Annotated in this window: 14 protein-coding genes and 1 pseudogene; 13 read left to right on the forward strand and 2 right to left on the reverse strand. The window is 74.2% G+C overall.

Annotated features, from left to right (window positions below; translation table 11 throughout):
- Window positions 1-19: 19 nt before the first annotated feature.
- Both ACF08D_RS04840 and ACF08D_RS04845 read right to left on the reverse strand, forming a co-directional pair.
- Entirely contained in the window at window positions 20-2,704 is a 2,685-nt protein-coding gene (locus tag ACF08D_RS04840; RefSeq protein ID WP_392221072.1) for a DUF262 domain-containing protein, read from the reverse strand.
- Between the two features lie 232 nt (window positions 2,705-2,936).
- A complete protein-coding gene (locus ACF08D_RS04845; protein WP_392221073.1) occupies window positions 2,937-3,731 on the reverse strand; it encodes a crotonase/enoyl-CoA hydratase family protein in 795 nt (264 codons plus the stop codon).
- 480 nt (window positions 3,732-4,211) lie between these two features.
- Between ACF08D_RS04845 and ACF08D_RS04850 the strand changes: the two genes are divergently transcribed.
- The 13 genes and pseudogenes from ACF08D_RS04850 to ACF08D_RS04910 form a co-directional block, all read left to right on the forward strand.
- Entirely contained in the window at window positions 4,212-5,792 is a 1,581-nt protein-coding gene (locus ACF08D_RS04850; protein ID WP_392221074.1) for an AbfB domain-containing protein, read from the forward strand.
- A 68-nt stretch (window positions 5,793-5,860) separates the two neighbouring features.
- A complete protein-coding gene (locus ACF08D_RS04855; protein ID WP_392221075.1) occupies window positions 5,861-6,490 on the forward strand; it encodes an RICIN domain-containing protein in 630 nt (209 codons plus the stop codon).
- A 32-nt stretch (window positions 6,491-6,522) separates the two neighbouring features.
- On the forward strand, window positions 6,523-7,173 hold the full coding sequence (locus ACF08D_RS04860) for an RICIN domain-containing protein (RefSeq protein WP_392221076.1): 651 nt from the start codon (window positions 6,523-6,525) through the stop codon (window positions 7,171-7,173).
- A gap of 149 nt (window positions 7,174-7,322) precedes the next feature.
- A complete protein-coding gene (locus ACF08D_RS04865; RefSeq protein WP_392221077.1) occupies window positions 7,323-8,429 on the forward strand; it encodes a hypothetical protein in 1,107 nt (368 codons plus the stop codon).
- Between the two features lie 348 nt (window positions 8,430-8,777).
- Window positions 8,778-13,034, forward strand: coding sequence for a polymorphic toxin-type HINT domain-containing protein (locus tag ACF08D_RS04870; protein WP_392221078.1), 4,257 nt, complete (start codon window positions 8,778-8,780; stop codon window positions 13,032-13,034).
- Between the two features lie 7 nt (window positions 13,035-13,041).
- Complete coding sequence (locus ACF08D_RS04875; RefSeq protein WP_392221079.1) at window positions 13,042-13,431, forward strand: hypothetical protein; 390 nt, start codon at window positions 13,042-13,044, stop codon at window positions 13,429-13,431.
- Window positions 13,432-14,118: 687 nt separating this feature from the next.
- Entirely contained in the window at window positions 14,119-15,759 is a 1,641-nt protein-coding gene (locus ACF08D_RS04880) for an AbfB domain-containing protein (protein WP_392221080.1), read from the forward strand.
- A 65-nt stretch (window positions 15,760-15,824) separates the two neighbouring features.
- On the forward strand, window positions 15,825-19,826 hold the full coding sequence (locus ACF08D_RS04885) for a hypothetical protein (protein ID WP_392221081.1): 4,002 nt from the start codon (window positions 15,825-15,827) through the stop codon (window positions 19,824-19,826).
- Window positions 19,827-19,847: 21 nt separating this feature from the next.
- Window positions 19,848-20,138, forward strand: coding sequence for a hypothetical protein (locus ACF08D_RS04890; protein WP_392221082.1), 291 nt, complete (start codon window positions 19,848-19,850; stop codon window positions 20,136-20,138).
- Window positions 20,139-20,244: 106 nt separating this feature from the next.
- Complete coding sequence (locus ACF08D_RS04895) at window positions 20,245-20,910, forward strand: hypothetical protein (protein WP_392221083.1); 666 nt, start codon at window positions 20,245-20,247, stop codon at window positions 20,908-20,910.
- 237 nt (window positions 20,911-21,147) lie between these two features.
- Window positions 21,148-21,846, forward strand: coding sequence for a hypothetical protein (locus ACF08D_RS04900; RefSeq protein WP_392221084.1), 699 nt, complete (start codon window positions 21,148-21,150; stop codon window positions 21,844-21,846).
- A 57-nt stretch (window positions 21,847-21,903) separates the two neighbouring features.
- Window positions 21,904-24,297: a bifunctional serine/threonine-protein kinase/ABC transporter substrate-binding protein gene (locus ACF08D_RS04905; RefSeq protein WP_392221085.1), complete on the forward strand. Its 2,394-nt coding sequence runs from the start codon at window positions 21,904-21,906 to the stop codon at window positions 24,295-24,297.
- Window positions 24,298-24,414: 117 nt separating this feature from the next.
- Window positions 24,415-25,689 (forward strand): annotated as a pseudogene (locus ACF08D_RS04910) (GAF domain-containing protein); the annotation flags it as partial.
- Window positions 25,690-25,692 lie beyond the last annotated feature (3 nt).

Below are 25,692 nucleotides of genomic sequence, written 5' to 3' on the forward strand. Positions count from 1 at the left end.
TGAGGGGCTCAGCAGGGCTTCAGCGGGCGTCCCAGGTGTCCCGGAACCAGGTCAGGGCCTCGGCGAGCCGCTTCCCGTTGCCCGGGTCGGCCAGCACGGAGAGCCGGAAACCGGGGCGAAGCCGGAGCTTCCCCTCGGGGATGGCGACGCCGTCGAGGGCGTTGAGGCGCCTCAGGAACTCGGCCCGCAGCCCGGCATCGGTGAACGGCTCCCGGGTCGCGAGGTGCTGGAACACCACCTCCACCGTGCCGCCGCGCCCGCCGCCCGGGTAGAGCGTGAGCGGCCAGATGCCCCGGCCGGGCGCGCCGGCCTCGCCCAGCATCAGGTACGTGCTGGTGGTGACCCGGCCCGTCCCGTGGGCGAGCCGGCCACCGAGCCCCTCCCAGTGGGCGAACAGCGCGCGGACGGCCTCCACCGTGCCGGCGGAGTCGTCGGCGGCCAGCTGGCGGAAGAACCGCTCCGCACGGGTCTCCCCGCCGCCCGCGCCACCCGCCGCCCCGGCCGCCACTGAGCCACCTACCGTCCCGGCCGTGGAACCGGCAGTCACCCCGCCCTCCGTCCCGTCCTCCGTCCCGCCCTGCGTTCCGCCCTCCGTCCCGTCCTCCGCTCCGGCGTCGCCGGCGAGGAGCGCAGCCAGGTCGTCGGCGGTCAGGCGCTGGTCCGGATCGGCGGTCCCCTTGGCGGTGAAGCGGATCCCCTCGGCGGCCAGCAGCGCCCGTACGCCGTCGCACGCGTCCTCCTCGTCGCGCGGCGGTGTGGCCCACCGGAAGCCGTCCGAGACCCTGCCCTCCGCGGTGAGGACCCGGTGCGCCCGGGCCACCCCGGGCGTATTGGCGAGGTGGTTGCCCACCGCCTGGGCGCCCGAGCCCAGGAACGCGGCGAGGTCTCCGTACGACGTCCAGGTGCCGTGCGGAAGGGCGGCGAGGACCTGGTGGACCAGGCGCCAGTCGCGGCCGCGTTCCGCGCGGCCCACCCCGCTCAGCGGGGCCGGCCACAGGCGGATCGCGCGGTCGGCGAGGTCGTCGGCGCGGGCGAGGATCTCCTTGGCGCCCCAGCGCCCGGTGGCGGCGATGCGCCGGTTCATCTCCAGGTGGCTGCCCTCGAGCAGGTCCTGCTTGCGCCGGAACGGGTGGTTGGACAGCTCCGCGTTGACCGCCGTGAGCGTCAGGTTGCCCAGGGTGTGCTGGAGCCGGGCGTGCAGCTCCTCGGGACTCTCGCCGTCGGCCGTGTCCTCGCCCAGGACGCTCAGCCACGCGTCCCCCGGGGTCTGCGGCATCACATGCTCGACGGTGAGCCGCGCGGCGGCGAAGTCGACGGGCTCCGGGTGCTCGTGGCTCTCCTCCAGCCGCCGCAGGACGTACGCGCGCTGCTGCCACCGCCCGTACCGGTAGAAGGGGGCTGTCCGGATCCGTTCGCGCAGCTCGTCGTCGTCCGGCCAGAAGCGGTGGTCGGCGGAGAGCAGCCGGTGCAGTCCCTCCGGGACCGGCACGTCCCGGGGGAGCTGACCGGGGACGGCCTGGAAGATCCGGCCGAGGTTGTTCGTCGGGACCCGGCAGATCATCCGGCGTACGAGGAAGCTCTCCACGTACCCCATCGCGCGGGCCGTGTCGGCGGCGGACAGCTCACCGCGCTCGCGCCGCTCCAGCAGCAGCATCAGGGCCGGGTACGTCACGGCCGCCTGCCATTCCTCCAGCCGCCGCAGTACGGCGCGGACACCGGGGTCCGGCTCCTCCTCCGGGTGCAGCAGCCGGCGCAGGTGGGCGCCGCGCCGGTGCAGTTCGCGGACGTACGCCTCGATCTCCGGCTCGCCCGCCCCGGCGTCCTCGAAGTGCTTCTGCTGGGCGGCGTACAGGTCCTGGCGCCGGACCCGGTCGTCCCCGCCGAGCACCAGGTGCAGCCACATCAGCCGTTCCAGCTCGTCGGTGCCGAGGCTCCGCTGCAATGGCAGCCAGTAGGTCTCGTGGATGTGCTCGCCCCGCGTGGGCAGCCGCATGAAGAGGTGGTTGCGCAACAGGTCGGCCTGGCTCAGCCGGAGACCGGTGTTGTTGAGCGACTCGAAGATGCGGTGCACGTTGTCACCCGGGTCGGCGATCACGGCCACCAGCGCGAGCCGGGTGGTGACGGCCTGCTCGATCCGGAGCGGGTCCTGCGGGCCCGCCGGGTCCTCCTCCGCCTCCACCAGCTTGCGCCGGAAGAAGTCGTACGCGGCGGCGACGCCCCCGCCCGCTCCGCCCCGCTCCGTCACGGTGCCCGGCGCACCCGTGGTGCCGCGCACCTGGGCGGCGTACTGCGGCCGGTCCGCCTGGGTCGGCAGCAGCCGCAACTGGTCGTGGCCGTCCATCCACTTGTTGACCAGGTACTGCTCGTCGATGCGCTCGGCCTCGCGCGGCCGGCCGGTGGCCACGTGGTCCCGGATCGCGGCCAGCGCCAGCGACAGGGTCGTGAGCCGCTGCTGGCCGTCCACCACCAGCCAGCGCGGGAAGGTCGGGTCGTTCTGCGGCGAGGGCGCCAGCACCACCGAGCCCAGGAAGTGCGTCCCGGCCGGCCGCCCGGACTCCAGCACCTCCGCCTGGTCGAGGACGTCGTTCCACAGCCGGGTGAGGTGGCTCTCCGTCCAGGAGTACGTCCGCTGGTAGAGCGGTACTTGGAACTGCTGCGTCCGCCCCTGTACCAGGCCCGCGAACACGGTCTCCTTGGCCTGCACGTGATCCCCCTCGGTGGTGCCGCCGGACCCGGCCCGGTCGGGTCGTGCCGTCGGGACGACGATATGGCCCCACCGGCAGGCCGGTCCCGGAAACCGGACGGTCCCGGGAAGGGGACGGAGTCGTAGAGGGGCGCCACGCGCGCGTGGGTCACAAGCCCCTGCCACGCGCGCGTGGGCCGAGAGCCCCGGCACGCGCGCGTGGGCGGTCAGTCGTACGCGCGCGCGTGGGCGGTCAGTCGAAGGAGCCGTGCCGCCCCGCCCCGGAGGCGAAGCGTGCCGCGCCGGTGAGGGTCTCGCCGGCGGACAGCGGGACCATGCCGTGCCGCAGCTCGGCCGCCAGGGCCTCGGGCTCCGGCAGGCCGTGCTGTTCCCGTACCGCGAGCCGGTCGTGGCGCAGGCAGGTCTGCGGGAAGGCGGCGATCGCCCGGGCCAGCTCCTCCGCCGCCTGCCGGGCCCGGCCGGGCGGGACAAGGCGGTTGGCCAGCCCGATCGCGTACGCCTCGGAGGCCGGGACCGGGCGGCCGGTCAGGACCAGGTCCATGGCGCGGCTCTCGCCGATCAGCCGGGGCAGCCGGAAGGTGCCGCCGTCGATGAGCGGCACTCCCCACCGGCGGCAGAACACCCCGAACACCGCGTCCTCCTCGACCACCCGGAGGTCGCACCAGAGCGCCAGTTCCAGCCCGCCGGCCACGGCGTGCCCGGCGACGGCCGCGACGACCGGCTTGGTGAGCCGCAGCCGGGTCGGCCCCATGGGCCCGTCGCCGTCGGGTGCCACGCGGTTGCCGTGCCCGGTGCCGACGGCCTTGAGGTCGGCGCCCGCGCAGAACGTGCCGCCCTCGCCCCACAGGACGGCGACCGAGGCGTCGTCGTCCGCCTCGAACTCCCGGAACGCGGCGGCCAGGAGGCGTGCGGTGGGCCCGTCCACGGCGTTGCGGGCGGCGGGCCGGGAGAGCACCACGGTCGTCACGGGCCCGTCGCGTTCCACACGGACGGCCGGGGCGGCGGGGGCGGCCGGGGAATCGGTCATGGCGGCATTCTGGCCCCGTCCGGTCCTGCCGGGCCAGACCCTCTCCCCGGACCGGCGGATGATAAGTCATCAGCAGGGGTGCTCCGGTTGATGTGTACCGGCCCACATTTTTCCCTCACACCTTCCTCACGGAAGTGGACCATCGTGATCCGGCCGCGTCCTACGTGCCCCGTGCGCCGTGTGCCGTCTGGGGCGGAAGCGTGTCGGAGAGGTGACCCAGCGGCGTCATACCTGTTGGCACCACCATTCGGAATGGAAAGTTCCGCACTACTGGTGAGTTCTCCGATGGTTCCCGCAAGTCGGCTTTCCGCCAAAAGTTGGCCGCAAGGTATGCGTGGAATCGCGACCTCCGCCAAAAGCCATGCAGGAGCTGTCAATTCCACTTTGACTCCCCCCGAGTGATCTCCAAGACTGCGCCCCGACCACCTGGCACGCGATCGGGAACCGCGTGCGGGATCTGACAGGGGGACCGAGAACAGCATGAAGAAGAGCAACCCGAACTCCGCCCGCGTGCGGAGAGCCGTCACCCGCGGACTGGTGACCGCCACCGCGATCGCCTCCGTGACGGCCGTGGCCGCGCCGCAGGCCGCCATCGCCGCCCCGCCGGCCGCCCCGGCCGCCGCGGCCTCCATCGGCACCACCGACATCCAGCGGGTCGACGCCGCCGCCGTGGTGCGCCTGGACCCGAGCCCGGACGTCCTGCTGCTCAGCGACCACGACTTCATCCACGCCCTCTGGCAGAAGGCCCGCGACGGCGGGGAGACCTTCGACGCGGTGCGGCAGGCCGCCGAGGCCGCCATGATGAGCGAACTCGCCGAGGACCACGTGCAGTTCATCGTCACCGGCATCCACGAGGCGTACGCCGTCGACAAGCAGCGCGAGAAGGACAAGGCCGACGCCGAGCGCGCCGCCCGGCTCGCCAAGTCCCAGGCGCTCATCGCCATCGGCATCCCCAACAGCCCCGACCTGCTCGACCTGAGCGACGACAACTTCATCCGCGCCGTGATGCGCCACGAGGCCGCCGGGCCCGAGGTCCGCACCGCCGCCGCGGCGGCCCTCGCCGCGGACCCGGCCGCCTGGCAGGAGTTCATCGCCAACGGCGCCCGCGAGGCCCACCAGCGCGACATCGCCAACGAGCTGAAGGAGCTGGAGGAGAAGGACCGCGCCGAGGCCGAGCGCCGCAAGGAACTCGCCGCCCGCACCAACGCGGCCGCCCTCTTCCGCATCACGCCCTCCGAGGCCATGCTCGCCCTCAGCGACGACAACTTCATCCGCGAGCTGCTGCGCGTCGCCCCCGCCGACGCCAAGGGCAGCGAGCTGTACGCGGCGGCCCAGCGCGCCGTCCTCAGCCCCGACCCGGCCGTGTGGAAGCAGTACATCCACACCGGCGCCGAAGAGGCGTACAAGAAGGACGACGAGGCGCGCCGCAAGCAGATCGCCGAGGCCAACCGCCGGCTCGCGCTCCAGATCCAGGCCGCCGCCGAGAAGACCGGCGTCAACCCCCACCTGGTCGCCACCGCGAAGAAGGCCCTGGCCGGCACCGACGAGGACGTCGCCACCTTCCTCAAGGCCGACAGCCAGTACCGGGCCAAGCGCCAGTCGTTCCAGCCGGCGAGCGGCAAGCCCGCGGGCTTCTACGTCCGCCAGTCCGCGCCCGACGCCGGGGAGGCGTTCATCGCCCCCCTGTCCACCGCGTCCAAGCAGACCGACCGCGAGGACGGCACCTGGGTGGTCGTCCCCGCCCTCGACGGCAAGCCGGGCTGCTACTCCTTCGAGTCCTCCCGCAAGGCCGGCCACTACCTCACCCACAAGGACCTCCGGGTCAAGATGGCCGCGAGCGACAACAGCACGCAGTTCCGCAAGGACGCCACCTGGTGCGCCAAGAAGGGCCTGAGCGGCTCCGGCACCTCCTTCGAGTCGTCCGCCCAGCCCGGCCGCTACCTGCGCGAGTACTACGGCGACCTGTACGTCGCCAACAAGACCGCCAAGAACCGCTTCGACGTCGAGAAGGACTTCGCCCAGGACGCATCCTGGAAGATCGTCACCCCGCTCGCGCGCTGACCGCGCGGGCGGTGACCACCCCGCCCGCGCGCCCTCTCCCTTCAGACTTGAGAAGAACGGAAGCACCCATGTCCCGGATCGTCCGATCCGCCCTGGCCGTCGCGGCCGGTGTCGCCGCGCTCGCCGGCACCGTGACCGTCGCCGTCGCCGACGAGGCGCGCCCCGCGCCGGCCCCGGCCGCCACCGCCGTCACGTCCACCGTCGACACCGCCGACGCCCGCGCCGCCGCGGTCGCGGCCTCGGCGCCCGCGGCCGTCCAGCTCAGGGCCGTGCACAGCGACAAGTGCCTCACCACGCCCAACGCCAGCCTTCGCAACGGCGTCAACAGCGTCCAGTCGACCTGCGTCGCGGACGCCGAGAACCAGCGCATCGACCTGGTGCCCACCGGCGCCGGCACCTTCGAGGTGCGCTTCGGCCACAGCGGCAAGTGCCTCGACGCCGAGAGCGCCGGCACCAAGAGCGGCACGCCCGTCCAGCAGTGGTGGTGCGTCGGCGCGCAGAACCAGCGTTGGCGCCTGGTGATGGTCGACATCGCCAAGGAGGCGTACGAGCTGCGGCCCGCGCACGCCCCGCTCACCGACAGGCTCTGCGTGGACGTCGAGTCCGCGAGCACCGCGGACGGCGCGGCCACCCGCCTGTGGGCATGCAACGGCACGCCCGCCCAGCAGTGGCGCGTCCACCCGGTCACGGCCGCCTGAGCCCCGTACACGCGAGAGAAACGGATCCCCACATGTCTCGGACCCTCCGGGCCGTCCTGACCGCGGCCGCGGCCGTCACCGTCCTCGCCGGCACCGCCACCGCCGTCCAGGCCGACGAAGAACCCACCAAGGCGGCAACCGCCGCCACCAAGCCCACCGCCTCCGACGACGCCGCCGAAGCGGCCCGCCAGGCCGCGGCAGCCGCGGCGGCGGCCCGCGCGGAGGCCGTCGCCCGCCTCCGGATGGCGCAGCAGTCCATCACCCTCACCGCCGCCCACAGCGGCAAGTGCATGGAGATCGAGGGCGGCAAGACCACGGACGGCATCAACGTCCAGCAGTACGACTGCAACGGCACCGATTCGCAGAAGTGGAAGGCCGTCGCCACCTCCGGCGGAACCTTCGAACTGCGCAACGTCAAGAGCGACAAGTGCCTGGAGATCCAGACGCAGAGCGTCGCCAACGGCGCGGCCGTCCAGCAGTTCGCCTGCGGCCAGGGCAACCACCAGCGCTGGCGGATGATGCTGGTCGACCCCGTGCGCAAGCTGTACGAGCTCCAGCCCGCGCACACCGCGGAGAAGTGCGTCGACGTGACCAGCGGCAAGAAGGACAACGGCGTCGACCTCCAGCTGTACACCTGCAACCGCACCGACGCCCAGCTGTGGCAGGTCCGGCCGGTCGCGTGAACCGGCCGGACGGGCGCGCACGGGTGCGCCCGTCGAACGCCGCGAAGGGGCGGGGCCGTGCGCACGGCCCCGCCCCGGCGGCCGTGCACCGAACTTTCTCACCCGAGGGGGACCCTGAGTTGAGTCGTCAGTGGACAGGCGCGCGGGCGGTGACCGCCGGCGCGCTGGCCGGCGCGATCGCCCTCGCGGGCGGCGTACCGGCGTGGGCGAGCGCCGGCGCCCCCGCCGCCGTACCGCAGCGGGTGGCGGCCACCGCCACCGCCGTACCGGCCGGTCGGGCGCAGCAGACGCTGTCGCCGGAGCTGGCCGCCGCCGTCGAGGAGGCCCGCAAGCGGGTGACGTCGATGGCGAAGACCCACCCCGCCGCCGAGGTGCGGACCTCGGCCTGGAACGCCCTGCGCAGCACGCGCGGGGACCAGGCGCTCCTGGAGTGGCTCGCCCCCGGCGGCGGCTTCGACGGGGCCAAGCAGCGCGCCCGCGACACCCGCGCCCGCAACAAGGCGTTCTGCGAGCGGGTGATCGCCACCCACACGGCGGCGTTCTCCCCGCAGGTGCGGGCCGCCGCGACCCGGGCCCTCAAGGGCAGTGTCGCCGAGCAGGCCGCGTTCGTCGCGACCGGCTACGCCGAGGCCCAGCGCCGCGACCGCGCCGCCCGCGAGGCCGGTGAGCAGCAGCGGCTGGACGTCGCCGCCGCCGACCGCGAGTTCGTCCGCACCCTCGGCGCCCAGGACCCGGGCGAGCAGGTGCGCGTCGCCGCCCAGTGGGCGCTGCGGGCGGGGTCCACGGACGCCGACGTGGCGGAGTTCTTCGGCTACGGCTGGGCCACCGGCGCCACGCTGGACCTGGCCGCCTACCGCACCCGGGTGGCCGACGCCGAGGCCGTACGCCACCACACGCTGACCCGCCTGATCGCCGAGGCCACGGCGGCCGAGGCGGCGGTGGCCGGCGCGGCGGACGCCGCACGCGCGCGTGCGGAGGCGGAACGCGCCTGGCAGGCGGTGTCCGAGCACGCCGGAGCGGCACAGCGCGCCTGGCAGGCCGAACAGGCCGCCGCGGCCGCCCAGGCGGAGAACTGGCGGATCGTCGCCCAGCTCTCCCGCGAGTCCGCCGAGCGCCTCTGGCAGGCCATCTCCGGCACCGCGGACGACCACGAGACCGCGTGGTCCGGGGAGCGTACGGCGGCGGACGAGGCGGCCGCGTTCTGGCAGGCCATGTTCGACCGCGCCCAGGACGGCGAGAACCGCACCCGCGGCTGAACCGGGGCGTACGCCCGTCCCCGCCCGTGACCGGGGCGGGGACGGGGGCGCCCGTGCACGGGGGCGCGACAGGGACGTACGGCCGCCCGCGACCGGGGCGAGCCCGGCGCACACCGGCGGACCGGCGGACGGACACCGGTCCGCCGGTCTCGCACCGGCCTGCCGGACTCACACCGACCGCCGACCGCCGACCGTTGGCTGCCGGCACCGACCGCCCATGGCCGGCCACCGATCACCGACCACCCCGCCCCCCGACCGGGCCGGGGTTTTTCCATCCGATCGTCGAGGGGGATTCCCGTGAGGGAACGATTCCGGCCCAGAGCCGGAGGGCTGCGCGCAGGCGTGGCCGTGCACATACGGAAGGCCGTGTCCGCGGCGATCGCCGTGGCGGTGCTGGGCACCGTGACCGGCGAGGCCGCCGCCGCGACCTCCGTACGCACCGAGCAGGCGTCGCTGGCGCAGACACTCCAGTCGCTGGACCGGCTCGCGGCGGCGGTGAAGCCGCAGAGCGACCCAGCCCCGGCCCCTGCCGCCAGGTCCGAGCTGGACCGGATCAGTGATGAGCGGGACCGGCAACTGGTCGAGGACTTCGCGGAGTTCGACGAGGAGGAAGAGGTCCGCGAGGCCGCCAGGAAGGCGCTGGAGAGCACCGACCCGGACGCCATCCGCATCTTCCTGGAGCGCGGCGAGGCCGAGGCGCGCCAGCGCGCCAAGGACAAGCGCGCCGGCGTCGACACGGCGAACCGGCAGCAGATCGAGGCGCTGCGCGGCACGGGCGGCCCGTTCTTCAACGCCGAGGTCGAGCGGGTCCTGAAGGGCACCGCCCAGGACCGGGCCGACTTCCTGGCGTTCGGCGCCGGCATCGCCAAGCAGCGCGACGAGGCGGACCGGCAGAACGCCGCCAAGCGGGCGGAGGAGAACCGCAAGCGCGTCGAGATGCTGGCCTCGGTGGGCGGGCCCGCGGTCAAGCGGGCCGCGCTGGCGGCGCTGGAGTCCAAGGACGCCGCCGTCATCGAGGAGTTCCTGGAGAAGGGCTACCAGGTCGCCGCGCGGCAGGACGCCGACGACCGGGCCGCGCACGAGAAGGCGCAGAAGGAGGCCCAGGAGGCCGCCGAGCGCCTCCGGGAGCTGGCCCGCAAGGCCGCCGTCGCCGCCGAGGCGCGTACCAAGCTGATCGCCGCGCACGGCGACGCGGTCAAGGCGCTGAAGACCGCCTCCAACGCCATGTCGTCGGCCGCCTCGGCGTCGCGCGAGGCGGACCGGATGCTGGCGGCCGACCGGGCCGGCAAGCGCCTGTCGGACTACACGGCGGTCAAGACCGAGGTCGCACGCCAGGTCGGGTACGCGGAGGACGCGGCCAGGGCCGCCCAGGTCGCCGCCGCCCAGGCCAAGGTTCAGGCCGATGTCCTCGTGGGCACCGGGCTGGAGCATGGCGTCCAGTGGTCCGAGGTGGCCGCAGGCATCGCGGGCGCGGCGGACGCGGCGGCGAAGGCCGCGGCGACCGCACGGCACGCGGTCGACGCCACTGCCGCCGACGCCGCCGGGCTCAACGCCAAGAACCAGGCCGAGCTGCACGCCCAGCAGGCCGCCAAGTGGCGCGCCAACGCCGAGGAGCACGCCAAGGCCGCCGCCCGCCTCGCCGACGCCGCCGCCAAGCAGGCCCAGGTCGCCGCGACCGCCGCCGAGAAGGCCAAGCAGGCCCGGGTGGCCGCCGAGCAGGCGGAGAAGGAGGCGTGGGAGCACGCCCGCAAGACCCGCGACGCGCGGATCGAGGCGGAACGGCAGGCCAAGATCGCGGCCGAGCAGCGCAAGATCGCCGAGCGGGAGCGCGACCTCGCCGCCGCCGCACGCGCGCGTGCCGAGCGGGAACGGGACATCGCGGCCGCCGCACGAGCGCGTGCCGAGGCCGAGGCCCGTACCGCCTCCGCCGCCCGCGCACAGGCCCAGGCCGCCGCCGCGACGGCCGCCGCCGCGCGTGCCGACGCCGCCCACCAGGACGGCATCGCCTCCGAGGCCGACCGCCGGGCGCGGGCCGAGGAGACCACCGCCCGCAACGCCCGCGACGCCGCCTTCAAGGCGGAACAGAACCACCAGGCCAAGGAGGCGCGGGCCAAGGCCACCGAGGCCCTCGCCGCCGCCGGCCGCGGCACCGTCGACGCGGGCGTGGCCCGTGCCGCCGCCGACGCGGCCCGCGCGGACGCCGACACGGCGAGCGCCGCCGCCCAGCAGGCCCGGGGCGCCGCCGACACCGCGAGCGGCGCGGCCGTACGGGCGCGTTCCGCCGCCACGGAGGCCGCGGGCGCGGCCGCCCGGGCCCGGGCCGCCGCCGCCGAGGCCACCGCGCACGCCGCGCGGGCCAACGCCGCGGCCAACAAGGCCGAGGCCGCCGCGTCCGCCGCGAACGCCGCGGCGAACAAGGCCGAGGCCGAGGCGGCCCTGACGCGTGCCGCCGCCCGGCGCGCCGACGAGAAGGCCGCCGAGGCCACCGCGCAGGAGGCGCGCGCCGGTATCGCCGCGCACGAGTCCGCGCGGCTCGCCGGACTGGCCGCGATGGAGGCCAACAACTCCCTCCAGGCCGCCAACCGCACCAAGGAGGAGGCCCAGGGCGCCGTCCGCGAGGCGGCCATGGCACGCGTCCAGGCGACCGTCGCCGTGAACGCGGCCGCCGCCGCCCGCAGCACCGCGGCCGGCATCGCCGAGCCGGCCAACACGGCGATCGCGCTCACCGCACCGTTCGCCGGGAAGGACGTGGACGCCGACTTCGCCGCCGAGGTCGCCGCCGCCGCCGAGCAGATGGGTGCCGAGCAGGTCGCCTCGGCGGAGGCGAAGGCGGCGGAGGCCGTGAAGGCCGCCGAGGCCGCCGAGGCCGCCGCCAAGCGGGCCAACGCCCAGGTCGCCCCGGCCTTCAAGGCCGCCGCCGACGCGGCGCGTTCGTCCGCCGACGCCGCGCGGTCCGCCGCCGCGGCGATGAAGTCGGCCGCGCAGGCCGCCGCGGAGGGCGCCAAGGCCCGCGCCGCCGCCGCCCGCGCCCACCAGGCCGACGCCCAGGCGCAGGCCGACGCGAAGCTCGCCCGCTCGGCCGCCAACCAGGCGTACGCCGACGCGACCGCCGCCCGCAACGCCGCCAACCAGGCCGAGGCCGAGGCGGCCCGCGCCCGGGGCGCCGCGGCGGAGGCCGACAGCCACGCGGTGGCCGCCAACAGCGCGGCCAGCCTGGCCGAGCAGGAGGCGAGCGTCGCCCGGGGCGCCGCCGCCCAGGCGGAGAAGGACGCCGCCGACGCCAACGCGTTCGCCGAGTCGGCCGAGGGCCACGCCAAGTCGGCGGAGGCGGCGGCGAAGAACGCCAACACCTACGCCCGCGAGGCGGACGAGGCCGCGAAGAAGGCGGAGGAGTACCAGCGGGAGCAGGACCGCAAGGCCCGCGAGGCGGCGGCGAAGGCGGCCGAGCAGAAGGGCGAATCCCCCAAACTCACCGAGTCTGCCATCGAAGCACTGAGGCTCGCCGGCATCACGCCGGAAGAGTATGAGAAGGCCCGCAAGCTCGCAGAGAAGGACCTCGTGGACTTCCTCATCGAGAACGGTGGGCAGATCGTTGTCGACCTTCTCTTCGAGGACATCAAGAAGTGCTTCACCGAAGGCAACTTCGAAAGCTGCTTCTGGGCCGTGGTCGGCGCGCTGCCGTGGGGCAAGGCCCTGCAGGTCATCAAGGCGACCCCGGCGATCACCAAGGCACTCGTCAAGATCGTTGGCGGGCTCGACGACTTCCTCGACAGTTCGGCCAAGGCGAAGAAGCTGGTCGACAAGAGCAAGGAAATCTTCGAGAAGCTTCGCAAGAACCCGCCGTCGTGCCCGACCGGAGGGAAGCCCAAGAACAGCTTCGCGCCGGGCACACCGGTGTTGCTGGGCGACGGCACCCGCAAGCCCATCGAGGACGTCCGGGTTGGGGATCGGGTTCTGGCGACCGACCCGCAGACCGGGAGGACCGAGAGTCGCGCCGTCACTCATCTGATCACCGGCGAGGGAAGCAAGAACCTGCGAGAGCTGACCGTCGACACCGACGGCCGTGCGGGCGACGCCACGGGAACGATCACCGCCACCGACGGACACCCGTTCTGGGTCGTGAGCCGCCACCAGTGGGTGGACGCGGCGTACCTCTCGGTGGGCGACCTGCTGCGCACCCCCGAGGGTGAGCTCAAGGAGCTCGTCGGTGTCAGGTCGTGGACCCAGCCGATGCGGGTGCACAACCTCACGGTCGAAGGCCTGCACACGTATTACGTGCTGGCGGCCGGAACGCCGGTCCTCGTGCACAACACGCAACCGTGCCAGTGGGCGATTCGACAGGAGACGGCCGGGGACGTCGCTCAGAAGTACACCCAGGGACAGTCGACCCGGGACCCGGCGTCGCAGTGGTTCCACGAAGAGCTGAGCGACCAGGAGCTTCTTGACTCGATCAACAATGCTGCGGAGGGGGACGGCATCGCGGTCTCACGCGGAGGCACGATCCTCGGCGGGCATCATCGCTGGGACGAACTTCGAGCGAGAATCAAGGACGGGCGTATTGACCCGAACACGCCTATCCGTATCGACGTTCTGGGTGAGGACTGAGTCGCTGATGTCTGTCGTTCGTGCAAGTGATGCCGACTTCCGTGTGTGCCAGATCGGCTTCCCCACGCTGATCGAAGTTCAGCTTGAGGCGGAGGGCCGGGGCTGGGCGACGCGGTGGACCTCGGTGGAGGCACTCCGCAGCCAGGTCAAGGAGGGAAATGTTCTCCTCCAGCCATTGATGCGCGAGGAGAGGGGGGGACTGATGCGAGCCTACCGATGCCTCCTCCTGTTCTCGGCGGTGGATGACGGACAAGCCGGCGGAATGGCCACGATCGATGTTGATCCAACCAGGCTCGCCTCTTGGGAGAGGCTCGATCGGGACCCGGATGTTCGAGAGGCGCTGGTAAGGGTGTTCTCTCTGGCCTCGGGTGGGATCTCCATGCTGTCGAAGAAGTAGCAGGTACTGGGTCCTCGGAACCGCGGCGGATTCTCCCGAGAGTTCGCCGCGGTTCCCGTACCCGAGGGTCAGTGAAGGGCCTGCCGAACATTGTCCGGCAGGCCCTTTACTTGGCGGTCAGCGGTCAGCGGTCAGCGGTCAGCGGTCAGCGGTCAGCGGTCAGCGGTCAGCGGTCGTGCTGCGGAAGCGTAGGCCTCCGTATGTGCACCTCCATACGCGGCCCTGTCGGCTCTGCCAGAAACGGAACTGACCGCGCCGAATTCGTGCCGGAACAGCGTGTGTGAAAGCGCGTTGATCGCTTCCTGATGCACGGGTTAGGGTTCTGACGACCATTCGGAAATGTGGCACACCGGACGGGACCGTTCGGGCATGCGTGCTCCGGCGGACCGGGTGACCGCAATCTTTGCCGTACGTACGTACGCGCGAGCGTACGGATGACGTACACCCAGGGGGAGTCATGGCGGGTACGCCCGAGCATTCCAGCAGCGACAGCCGCAGGCGCGCGCCCGAGCTTTCCGGCTGAGCGCCCCCGTCCATTCCGCGGCGCCGCCCTGCCGTCCTCCGGAGGGGTGTGCGCACTCCTCCGCCACGGTCCCGGCCCGCCCGCCGGGGGCGCCGCCGTGGCACGCCCAGTCCCATGCCGAGCCGCCCGGCACTCTCGGCGGCAGAGGGAGCCCTCACATCACCATGCACGCACACCACACCACCCCCGCGCGGATACGCACCCTCGTGACCCGGGGCCTGGTGACCGCCACCGCCCTCGCGGCCGTCACCGGTGTCACCGCGCCCATGGCGGTCGCCGACCAGACCCCCGCGAGCCCCGGGGCGGGCCCGGCGGACCGTGCCGCCCGTGCCGCGGGCATCGGCACGACCGACGTCGAGCGCGTCGAAGCCGCCGCCGTGGTCCGGCTCGACCCCACCCCCGAGGTGCTCCTGCTCAGCGACTACGACTTCATCCACGCCCTCTGGCAGAAGGCGGACGCCGCGGGCGAGAAGCTCGACTCCGTCCGTACCGCCGCCGAACAGGCGATGGCGAGCACCGCCCCCGACGACCACGTCCGGTTCATCGTCACCGGCGTCCACCAGGCCTACGCGCTCGACCAGCAGCGCGAGCGCGACAAGGCCGAGGCCGCCCGGGCCGCCCGGGAGGCCAGGTCCCAGGTCCTCCTCGCCATCGGCATCCCCACCACCCCGGAGCTGCTCGCCCTCACCGACGACAACTTCGTCCGCGCCGTGGCGCGCCACGAGGCGTCCGGCCCCGAGGTGCGGGCCGCCGCGCTCCAGGCGCTGGCCGGCGAACCGGCGGACTGGCAGGCATTCATCGCCACCGGCGCCCGCGAGGCCCACAAGCGGGACGTGGCCAAGGAGCTGGAGGACCTGGCGGAGAGGGACCGCAAGGAGGCCGAGCGCCGCAAGGAGCTCGCCGCCCGCACGAACACCGCCGCCCTGTTCCGCATCACGCCCTCCGAGGCCATGCTCGCCCTGAGCGACGACAACTTCCTCCGCGAGCTGCTGCGCCTGGCCGCCACCGACCTCCACGGCACCGAGCTGTACGCCGAGGCGCAGCGCGCCGCCCTCAGCACCGACCCGGCCGTGTGGAAGGCGTACCTCCACACCGGCGCCGACGCCGCGTACAAGCGCGACGACGAGAACCGGCGCAAGAAGATCGCCGAGGCGAACCGCAAGCTCGCCCTGCAGATCCAGGCCGCCGCGGAGAACGGCGGAGTCAACCCCCACCTGGTGGCCGCCGCCAAGAAGGCGCTGGCCGGCAGCGACGACGACGTGGCGCACTTCCTGAAGGCCGACACCCAGTACCGCCTGAAGCGCCAGTCCCTCAAGGTGTTCGGCGGCGGCGACTACGCCCGCCAGTCCACCGCGGACGGGGGCAAGGTCGTGCTCAGCGACGCGGCCAGGTCCACCGGTTCCCAGGCGGACCGCGAGGACGCCACCTGGGTGATCGTGCCCGCACTCGCGAGCCGGCCCGGCTGCTACTCCTTCGAGTCCGTGCGCAAGCCCGGCCACTACCTCCGCAGCGGCAAGGCGGAGAAGAACGGCCTGCGGGTCGACATCGCCGCGGACGACCGCAGCACCGCCTTCCGCAACAGTGCGACCTGGTGCGCCAAGCCGATGAAGATCGGCCCCATCGGCCCCCGCAAGGGCATCTCCTTCAGCCAGCCCGCGGGCAGCACCGACAACTGGCTGGCGCCCGCGGTGAAGGACGTCTACGCCCGCAAGGACTACACGTTCCCGCTGCCCGGCGGCGTCCCCGGCGAGGCACAGCCGGTCCGCATGGCCGCCTGGCAGGTCGTCACACCGCTGGCGCCCTGACCGGGCCTCACCCCACCCACGGCACACCGACGCATCGGTGTGCCGACTCACCGAAGGAGTTTCCCGTGAGGGAAGGATTCCGGCACCGAGCCGGAAGAACCCGCGGCCGGAGATCCGGTCTGCTGGGCAGGGCGGTGTCCACCGTCCTCGCGCTGGCCGTTCTCGGCGGCATGGCCGGGGAGGCGGGTGCCGCCACACCGTCCGGCCCCGGCACCGTCACCCGTACGGACGTCCTGGCCGCCCTCCGGGCGGCGGAGGCCGCCCCGCCGGCCCCGCCCGCCAGGTCCGAGCTGGACCGGATCAGTGACGAGCGGGACCGGCAACTGGTCGAGGACTTCGCGGAGTTCGACGAGGAGGAGGAGGTCCGCGAGGCCGCCAGGAAGGCGCTGGAGAGCACCGACCCGGACGCCATCCGCATCTTCCTGGAGCGCGGCGAAGCCGAGGCCAGGCAGCGCGCCAAGGACAAGCGGGACGCGGCCGACGTCGCCAACCGCGCGACGATCGAGGCGCTGCGCGGCACGGGCGGTCCGTTCTTCAACGCCGAGGTCGAGCGGGTCCTGAAGGGCACCGCCCAGGACCGGGCCGACTTCCTCGCCTTCGGCGCCGACATCGCCCGGCAGCGGGACAAGGCCACGGAGCAGAACGACCAGCAGCGCGCGGCGGAGAACCGCAAGCGGGTCGAGATGCTCGCCGCGGTCGGCGGGCCCGAGGTGAAGCGCACCGCGCAGGCCGCGCTGGCCAGCGGTGACGACAAGGTGATCGCCGAGTTCCTGGAGAAGGGCTACCTGGTCGCCGCGCAGAAGGACGCGGACGACCGGGAGGCGCACGAGAAGGCGCAGAAGGAGGCGCTGGAGGCGGCCGAGCGGCTGCGCGTGCTGGCGGAGAAGGCGGCCACCGCCGCCGCTGCCCGCACCAAGCTGATCGCCGCCCACGGGGACGCGGTCAAGGCCCTGAAGACCGCCTCCAACGCGATGAGCGCGGCTGCGGCCCAGTCCCGTGAGGCCGACCGGATGCTCGCCGCCGACAAGGCCGGCAAGCGCCTGTCGGACTACGCCCCGGTCAAGGCCGAGGTCGCCCGCCAGGTCGGCATCGCCGAAGGCGCCGCGAAGGCGGCCCAGGTGGCGGCCGGCCAGGCCAAGGTGCAGGCCGACGTCCTGACCGGGACCGGGCTGGAGCACGGCGTCCAGTGGTCCGAGGTGGCCCTGGGCATCGCGGGCGCGGCGGACGCGGCGGCGAAGGCCGCGGCGACCGCACGGCACGCGGTGGACGCCACGGCGGCCGACGCGGCCGGGCTGAACGCGAAGAACGCGGCCGAGCTGCACGCCCAGCAGGCCGCCAAGTGGCGCGCCAACGCCGAGGAGCACGCCAAGGCGGCGGCCCGCCTCGCCGACGCGGCGGCCAAGCAGGCGCGGATCGCGGCGGACGCCGCGGCCAAGTCCCGCCAGGCCCGCATCGCGGCCGAGCAGGCGGAGAAGGAGGCGTGGGAGCACGCCCGCAAGACCCGCGACGCGCGGATCGAGGCCGAACGGCAGGCCAGGATCGCGGCCGAGCAGCGCAAGATCGCCGAACGCGAGCGCGACCTCGCCGCCGCCGCACGCGCGCGTGCCGAACGGGAACGGGACATCGCGGCCGCCGCACGCGCGCGTGCCGAGGCCGAGGCCCGTACCGCCTCCGCCCACCGCGCCGACGCACAGGCCGCGGCGGCCGTAGCTGCCGAGAAGCGCGCCACCGCGCAGGCCCAGGAGGGCATCGCCGCCAAGGCCGACGAGCTGGCGCGGGGCGAGGAGTCCAAGGCCCGTACCGCCCGCAACCAGGCCGTCGAGGCCGAACGCGTCCACAACGCCGAAGCCGCCAGGGCCCGGGCGACCGAGGCGATGGCCGCCAAGGCCGCGGGCACCGAGCACGCCGAGACCGCCCGCGCGGCGGCCACCGAGGCACGCTCCGCCGCCAACGCCGCCGGCACGGCGGCCGGTACGGCACGGGGCGCGGCAGACCAGGCGTCGGCCGCGGCGGTACGTTCCCGCTCGGCGGCCATCGAGGCGGCCGGAGCGGCGGCCCGCGCCCGGGCGGCGGCCGCCGAGGCCACCGCGCACGCGGCCCGCGCCAACGCCGCCGCCAACAAGGCCGAGGCAGCCGCCTTCGCCGCCAACGCGGCGGCGAACCGGGCCGAGGCCGAGGCCGCGCTCACCCGCGCCGCCGCGCAGCGCGCCAACGCCCAGGCGGCCGAGGCCACCGCGCAGGAGGCCCGCGCGGGCATCGCGGCCCACGAGGCGTCCCGGCTGGCCGGCCTGGCCGCCGTCCACGCCAACCAGGCGCTCCAGGCGGCCAACCGGACCCGTGACGAGGCCGAGGGTGCCACCCGCGAGGCGGCGATGGCCCGCCTCCAGTCCACGATCGCGCTCCAGGCCGCCACGTCGGCCCGTACCACCGCGGCCGGAATCGCCGAGCCGGCGAACACCGCCATCGCGCTCACCGCACCGTTCACCGGCACCGACGTCGACGCCGATTTCGCCGCCGATGTCGCCAAGGCCGCCCAGGCGCTCGGCCAGGCCGAGGTCACCAAGGCCGAGGCCCGCGCGGCGGAGGCCGTCAAGGCCGCCGAGGCCGCCGAGGCCGCGGCCCAGCGGGCCAACGCCCAGGTCGCCCCGGCGTTCAAGGCGGCGGCAGCCGCCGCCCGTTCCTCCGCCGACGCGGCCCGCTCCTCGGCGGCGGCGATGAAGTCCGCCGCCCAGGCGGCCGAGGACGGCGCCAAGGCCCGGGCCGCCGCCGCCCGCGCCAACCAGGCCGACGCCCAGGCCCAGGCCGACGCCAGGCTCGCCCGCTCGGCCGCCAACCAGGCGTTCGCCGACGCGGCAGCCGCCCGCAACGCCGCCACCCAGGCGGAGGCGGAGGCCGCCCGCGCCCGGGGCGCCGCCACCGAGGCCGAGAACCACGCGGCCGCCGCCAACAGCGCCGCGAACCTCGCCGAGCAGGAGGCGAGCGTCGCCCAGGGCGCTGCCACCCAGGCGGAGAAGGACGCCGCCGACGCCAACGCGTTCGCCGAGTCCGCGGAGAAGCACGCCACCTCCGCCGAGACGGCCGCGAAGAACGCCGGCACCTACGCCAAGGAGGCCGACGAGGCCGCCAAGAAGGCGGAGGAGTACCAGCGCGAACTGGAACGCAAGGAGCGCGAGGAGGCCGCCCGAGGCGGACAGAACATGTCCGGCGGTGACCTGACGGAGGAACAGCGCAAGGCTCTGGAAGCCGCCGGTATCAGTGTCGCGGAGTTCGAGGCGGCCAAGGCGCTGGCGCAGCAGGACATTCTCGACTACCTGAAGGAGAACGGAGGCGAACTCCTCGTCGAAATGTTCGCCGAGGACATCAAGGAGTGCTGGGACGACCCGGACATCGGCATCTGCCTCTGGGCCATCATCCAGAACCTCGGCCCGGTGAAGGCACTCAAGATCGCCAGCAAGCTGCCGAAGATCGCGAAGGCCATCGCAGGGATCGACGACTTCCTCGACAAGACGGCGAAGGCGAGGAAGCTCGTCGCCAAGGGCGAGAAGATCATCGAGCGGGCCAAGTCCGTCGTCTGCCCCACCAAGCCCAAGCCGAAGTCCCGGTCCGTGCAGAGAGCCGCCTTCATGGCCGCACCGGCTTCCGGCGGAGGAGGGTTCGACGGCTGGAACGGTTGGGACGGCTGGGACGACTGCGAGTTCATCCCCACTGGCCAGAACCTCCCCGAGGGTGGCATCGAAGTCGCCCTCGACACACTCGCTCTGAGGAACCTCCGGGACCACCACTTCGAGGGAGGAGCGATGGTCACCGGCAAGAAGGGGTTGTTCAACTCCGACCTCACACTCGGGGACCTGAAGGACATCTTCCATGGTGCGATCAGTGACCAGGGAGGATGGAAGCACGCGAGCGGCGGTTCCGCCTACCGTGAGAAGAGCGTCTGCCTCGACCCCAAGAAGAAGTTCGGCAAGTCGTCCAGGGACAGTGGAGAGCGGGAGACACACTGCCTCACCATCGTGGTCAGCGTGCACGGCGACCTGGTCACGATGTATCCGATCGTTCCGACGAGCTGAAGAGTGAGAGGAGAGAACGGCATGGGCCTGAGCATGCGACGACTCAACCGCGCGCAGGATGTCGTCGAGGAGTTCGACGACGATGCGCAGGACGCTTTCCTCGCGCTGTGTGTGGGAGCGCCGGACATCAGCCTGCGGCGCGGCATCTCGCCGTACGACCTGACCATGTTCAATACTCCGCAGCTGGAGCGCCTTGTCGTCGAGCTCGAGGAGCTTCCCGAGGAGGAGAAGCCACCCGTGGTGCACCGGGTCATCGAGGAGGCACACGAGGCCATCCGCCGCTCGGGCTATCTCTTGTTCATCGGGGACTGAGGCACTGCGGCGAGGAGGGTCCGGCAGCACGGCTCCGGCCAGACCCTCCTCTGGGCCCCGAGGATCCCGGAGACGGAGCACCTGGCTGAGCACCCTGGACGCGGACATGCGGATCGCCCGTGACAAGAGGGAGCAGTCCTCCTGGCGACGCCAGATCGAGTGTTGGCGCGCGACGGCCGGGGAGCAGCACATGCGGGACGGATATATCCGCTGGTACCGCGAGTCGGCGGCCACGCCGGTCCTCGCCGCGCAGGCGGAGGCGTTCGCGGCGTACGGGCTTCGGCTCGTACACCCGGGGAAGGGCGCTGCCGTGGTGCTCGACGTCGAGGGGGACGACGTCCTGATGAGCCCGGAGGAGCTCGGCCGGCTGCTGGGCCTGCGGATCGCCTCCCTCACCGTCGACTGGTGGCTGTCGGCCGACGTCGACGTGGTCGTCGAGTACGCCTACGAGCCCCTCGGCTGCGAGATCCAGACCCTGTGGCTGGACGGGCTCACGCCGGAACAGGCGGGCGCGGTCGAGGCTGCCGTCCTCGCCGCGGCCGCCGCCCTGCCGGTCCCGACCCGTGCCGTGGTCGTGGACCGGAAGGGAGCCGGTGACCCGCGCGAGTGGGACTCACCGGTGCTGTACGACGGGGAGAACGTGCCGCCCCCGCCGGACCGGCTGCTGCTCGGGCCCCCGGTCGCGGACCGCCTCCTGGCGGCCCTGCCGGAGCTGCGCGGCGAGCCGGCGGAAGCGGGACTGACCGCGCTCACCCGCGCCCGCCCCGCCTGACCTGCCATCAGGGAGAAGGCTACGAGGAAGGCCCCGTGGAACCGATGTTCCGCGGGGCCTTCCCCTTTGTGCCCCCCACCCGGGCCCCGCAGTGCGACCGCCCCGCGTTTCCGGGAAACCCGTCCGGTTTCCCCCGAGCCTTCCTAAACTGGTCGCCCGGTCGCAGGGGTGGCGAATCGGGACGCGGTGCCGCTTCCACGCGGGGCCCGCGGCGGGAGCGCGAGCGAGGGGGCCCGGATGTCGTCGGAGGATTCCACCAGGAAGAACTGGGCGACCACCATGATGGTCGTCGGTGTACTGGGACTCGTGGTCGCGGCGTTCGGGCTCATCCCGCCGTACTGGAGCACCTTCTTCGCCACACAGAACCGGGCCGACGCCCCTGGGGCGCAGCAGGACGCCGTCCCTGGCACGCCCTCGCAGGCGGCGCCCGACCCGGCCGTACCCGGGACGACACCCCCGCAGGTGCCCACCGGGGTAGGGAGCGACGGCACCCCCGAGCCGCCACCGGAGGAACCACCGGCCCGTGAGGAGCCCGCGGAGGCGAACACCCCGGCGCGAGAGCCCGAAGCGGCGGCCGACACCGGTGGCGGCGACGGCCACTCGGGCCCGCTGAACGTCTCCATCGACCTGGGCGAGCGCGGACAGGTCGGTCCGGCCACCTACCGGCAGGGCGCCACACCGGGCGCCAACACCAAGGTGTACGACGCGGGCGGCAGGGTCGACCGGGGGTGCTACGTCCAGTGGACCCTCAGCCGCGACGGCACCGTCGTCCACACGGAGAGGAGCGGTCGCTGCGAACCCCCGGGCGTCACGCTGTTCAACTTCGGCGACAGCCTGGACGAGGTGGGCAGCTACCGGCTGCAGGCCGACGTCACCACCGACTGGGGTGAGAAGGGCAGCGCCTCGGAGAGCTTCACCGTGGTCGCCGGCGACTGACCGGACCGGCATCCGCGATCGTCACATCATCGGCCGGACGCGCCCTAGAGTATGCGCGTGACAGAGGAGAACCACGGGCTCGTCGCCGGGCGCTACGAGCTCGTCGAGCGGATCGGCCAGGGCGGCATGGGCCGGGTCTGGCGCGGTGTCGACCGGCAGCTCTTCGGGCGCGAGGTCGCCATCAAGGAGATCCTCTTCCCCCCGGGGATGGACGACGCCGACCGCACCATGCTCCTGCGGCGCTTCACCGGTGAGGCCCGCGCGGCCGTCAGCCTCAGCCACCCCGGGATCATCACCATCCACGACGTCGTGGAGCACAACGGCGCGCCCGTCATCGTCATGGAGTTCGTCCGCGGGCAGTCCCTCGCCGCGGCGATCCGCGAGCACGGCCGGCTGCCGGTGCGCCGGGTGGCCGAGATCGGCTCCGCCATGCTCGACGCCCTCACCGAGGCGCACGAGGCGGGGATCGTCCACCGCGACATCAAGCCCGACAACGTCCTGCTGACCAAGGACCGCGTCGTCCTCACCGACTTCGGCATCGCCCACCTCGCCGACGCCACGACCAAGCTCAGCCACAGCGGCATCGTGATCGGCACCCCGCAGTACATGCCCCCCGAGCAGCTGGAGGGCAAACGTCCCACACCGGCCAACGACCTGTGGGCGCTGGGCGCCACGCTGTACCACGCCGTCGAGGGGCGGCCGCCGTTCGACGCCGACGGGCTGCACGCGCTCGCCATCGCCGTCTTCACCCGCCCCCACCGGCCCCCCGTCGAGGCCGGCCCGCTGGCCCCCGTACTGGACGCGCTCCTCACGAAGGACCCGGCTCGGCGCGCCGGGGCCGCCGAGGCCGCCGCCCTGCTGGCCCCCGTCCTGCGGGACACCGACGCCGACGCCGGTACGGGCGGGGCCCCCGCACCCGAGCCCGCCCCCGTACCCGAGCCCGGCCCCCTACCGGAAACGGCCCCCGCCCCCGTACCCGAGACGGCCCCCGAGTCCACTCCGCCGCGCCCGCACCACCCGCCCGTCACCCCCACCCCCACCGTCGTGGACGCCTCCACCGCCGCGGACGCCTCCACCGCACCCACCGCCGACGGGAGCGGCGGCCCCCCGCCCGACCGGGCCGCCGACGACGCCCTGGTGTCGCTGGGCGCGGGCCGCGCAACCGGCGGGCACGGCGGCGCCGGCGCGACCGGCCGGCGGCGGGGCGCCCTCACCCGGCGGTCCGCCGTCCTGGGCGTCACCCTGGCCACCCTGGCCGTGGCGGGCGTCCTCACCTGGTCGCTCAACCGGGACACCCCCGGCGGGGCCAAGGGCCGCAGCGGCGCGGCGTCCTCCGCCACGACGGTCGTCATCGGGGTCGACGCCCCGCTCACCGGCGACCTGTCGTACCTCGGAACGGGCGTCAGGAACGGCGCCGACCTGGCGGTCAGGAACGCCAACCGCACCCGGCACGTGCCCGGAGTCACCTTCCGTGTCGAGGCGCTGGACGACGCGGCCGAGCCGGCCAAGGGGGAGGCCAACGCCGCCCGGTTCACCGGGGACGACAGCGTCCTCGGCGTTGTCGGACCGCTCACCTCGTCCGTCGGCGCCGCCATGTCCGCCCCGCTCGGCCGGGCCGGACTGGTCAACGTCTCGCCCTCGAACACCAACCCGGCCCTGACACACGGCCCCGACTGGGAGAAGGGCACCAAGTCCCGCCCGTACGACACCTACTTCCGCACCGTGGCCACGGACACGGACCAGGGGCCCTACGCCGCCCGCCACCTCCACCGGACCGGAAGGACCGAGGTGTTCGTCATCGACGACCGGACGACCTACGGCACCGGTCTGGCCACCGGGTTCACCGAGGAGTTCCGGGCACTCGGCGGCACCGTCACCGGCACGGCACACATCGACACCCAGGACCGCGACTTCACCACCCTCGTCGCCCGCATCCGCGCCTCGGGCGCCCGGGCCGTCTACCTCGGCGGCGACTACACCACCGCCGCGCCCCTCTCCCAGCAGCTCAAGGAGGCCGGCGCGGCCGTCCCGCTGATGGGCGGCGACGGCCTGTACGACCTCCAGTACGTCAAGAGCAACGCCCGGGCGGAGGGCGACCTCGCCACCGCCATCGGCGCCCCCGCCGAAGACCTCGCCCGCGGACCGGAGTTCCTCGCCCAGTACCGCGCCGCCGGCTACCCGGAGGACGCCGGGCCGTACGGCGCCTACGCCTACGACGCCACCTGGGCGATCATCGAGGCGGTGAAGGCCGTACGCGAGGCGAACGGCGGCACCCTGCCCGCCGACGCCCGGTCCAGGATGGCGAAGGCCGTGGCGGGCGTGGACTTCGAGGGCTTCACCGGCCGCGTCGCCTTCGACGCGTACGGCGACACCGTCAACCGCCGGCTCACCGTGCACGTGGTGCGCGGCGGCGCCTGGAAGACCCTGGTGAGCGGCCCGCTGACCGGCTGACCGGGCCGGCGCCCGGACGGCCGCTTCCAGGGGCCCGCTTGTGCCGGCCGTCCCGCCGGACGACGATGGCACCGGGCGCGGACGGACCTCGGGCGGACCTCGGGCGGGGAGGGCGGCGTGAACGACCCCTGGGTGGCCCTGGAACGGGGCGCCGACCCCGTGGAGCGGGACCGGGCACTGCGCGGTGCGCACGAGGCGTTCACCGCGGACGGCGGGAGGGGCGGGGCGCCGCGCCCCGCGGTCCGCCCCGTGGTGGCCGCGTCCTGGCGGCGCTCGGCCCGCGCCCGGGTCTGCCCGGACGGGACGGCGCCCGTCGAGCTGGACCACCACGAGCTGGAGGCGTACCGGGAGGCCCACCCGCTGGCGGCCGTGATGCCGGTGGTCAGGGAACTGATGGGCGGCTACGCCACGGACGGGGAGCACCTGATCGCCGTCTGCGACGCGGAAGGGCGGCTGCTGTGGGTGGAGGGACACCCCGGGACCCTGCGCCGCGCCGACCGGATGAACTTCGTGCCGGGCGCCCGGTGGGCCGAGTCGGTCGCCGGGACCAACGCCCCCGGGACGGCGATCGCTGTCGACCGGCCCGTCCAGGTCTTCGCCGCCGAGCACTTCCGGCGACCGGTGCAGAACTGGACCTGCGCGGCGGCGCCCGTACACGATCCGCGCACCGGGCGGCCCCTGGGCGCGGTGGACATCACGGGCGGGCCGGGGCTGGCGCACCCGCACAGCCTGGCGTTCGTGCAGGCGGTGGCCCGGGCGGCGGAGTCGCACCTCGCGCTGCTGGCGCCGCCCGCACCGGCCGGCGACCGGCCCCGGCTGGCGGCGCTCGGCCGGGACGAGGCGGCCCTGATGGCCGGCGGGCGGCGCACCGTCCTCGGCCGCCGGCACAGCGAGATCCTGGTGCTGCTCGCCCACCACCCCCGGGGCCTGGGCGGCGAGGAACTCCTGGCGGCCCTCTACGAGGACGAGACGATCACCCCCGTGACGCTGCGCGCCGAACTGTCCCGGCTCCGCGCCGTCCTCCCCGCCGGCGCGCTGCTCTCCCGCCCCTACCGGCTGTCGGCCCCGGTCGACGCGGACTTCGACGCCGTGCGGCGGGCGCTCGCCTCCGGGTCGGTCGCGGCGGCGCTGTCCGGGTACGCCGGGCCGCTGCTGCCCGGCTCCCGCGCCCCGGCGGTGGCGAGGCTGCGGCGCCGCCTCGCCGACGAGCTGCGCGCCGCGCTCGTCGCGCGCGGCGACCCGGCGCTGCTCACCGACTGGGCGCACAGCCCGTGGGGCGAGGACGACCCGGAGGTGTGGCGGGCGCTGGCCGCGACCGTACCGGCCGCTCGCCTCGCCCCCGTACGCGCCCGGCTGCGAGCCCTCGACGCCGAACTGGCCGCCGGGGCAGGGGCC

The sequence above is a fragment of the Streptomyces sp. NPDC015131 genome, from assembly GCF_043079975.1.
GTDB lineage: Bacteria > Actinomycetota > Actinomycetes > Streptomycetales > Streptomycetaceae > Streptomyces.

Coding starts and splice junctions, on each gene's coding strand:
- ACF08D_RS04845 (WP_392221073.1), bottom strand. CDS start 3,731: ATGACCGATTCCCCGGCCGCCCCCGCCGCCCCGGCCGTCCGTGTGGAA.
- ACF08D_RS04875 (WP_392221079.1), top strand. CDS start 13,042: ATGTCTGTCGTTCGTGCAAGTGATGCCGACTTCCGTGTGTGCCAGATC.
- ACF08D_RS04890 (WP_392221082.1), top strand. CDS start 19,848: ATGGGCCTGAGCATGCGACGACTCAACCGCGCGCAGGATGTCGTCGAG.
- ACF08D_RS04850 (WP_392221074.1), top strand. CDS start 4,212: ATGAAGAAGAGCAACCCGAACTCCGCCCGCGTGCGGAGAGCCGTCACC.
- ACF08D_RS04880 (WP_392221080.1), top strand. CDS start 14,119: ATGCACGCACACCACACCACCCCCGCGCGGATACGCACCCTCGTGACC.
- ACF08D_RS04860 (WP_392221076.1), top strand. CDS start 6,523: ATGTCTCGGACCCTCCGGGCCGTCCTGACCGCGGCCGCGGCCGTCACC.
- ACF08D_RS04855 (WP_392221075.1), top strand. CDS start 5,861: ATGTCCCGGATCGTCCGATCCGCCCTGGCCGTCGCGGCCGGTGTCGCC.
- ACF08D_RS04900 (WP_392221084.1), top strand. CDS start 21,148: ATGTCGTCGGAGGATTCCACCAGGAAGAACTGGGCGACCACCATGATG.
- ACF08D_RS04895 (WP_392221083.1), top strand. CDS start 20,245: ATGCGGATCGCCCGTGACAAGAGGGAGCAGTCCTCCTGGCGACGCCAG.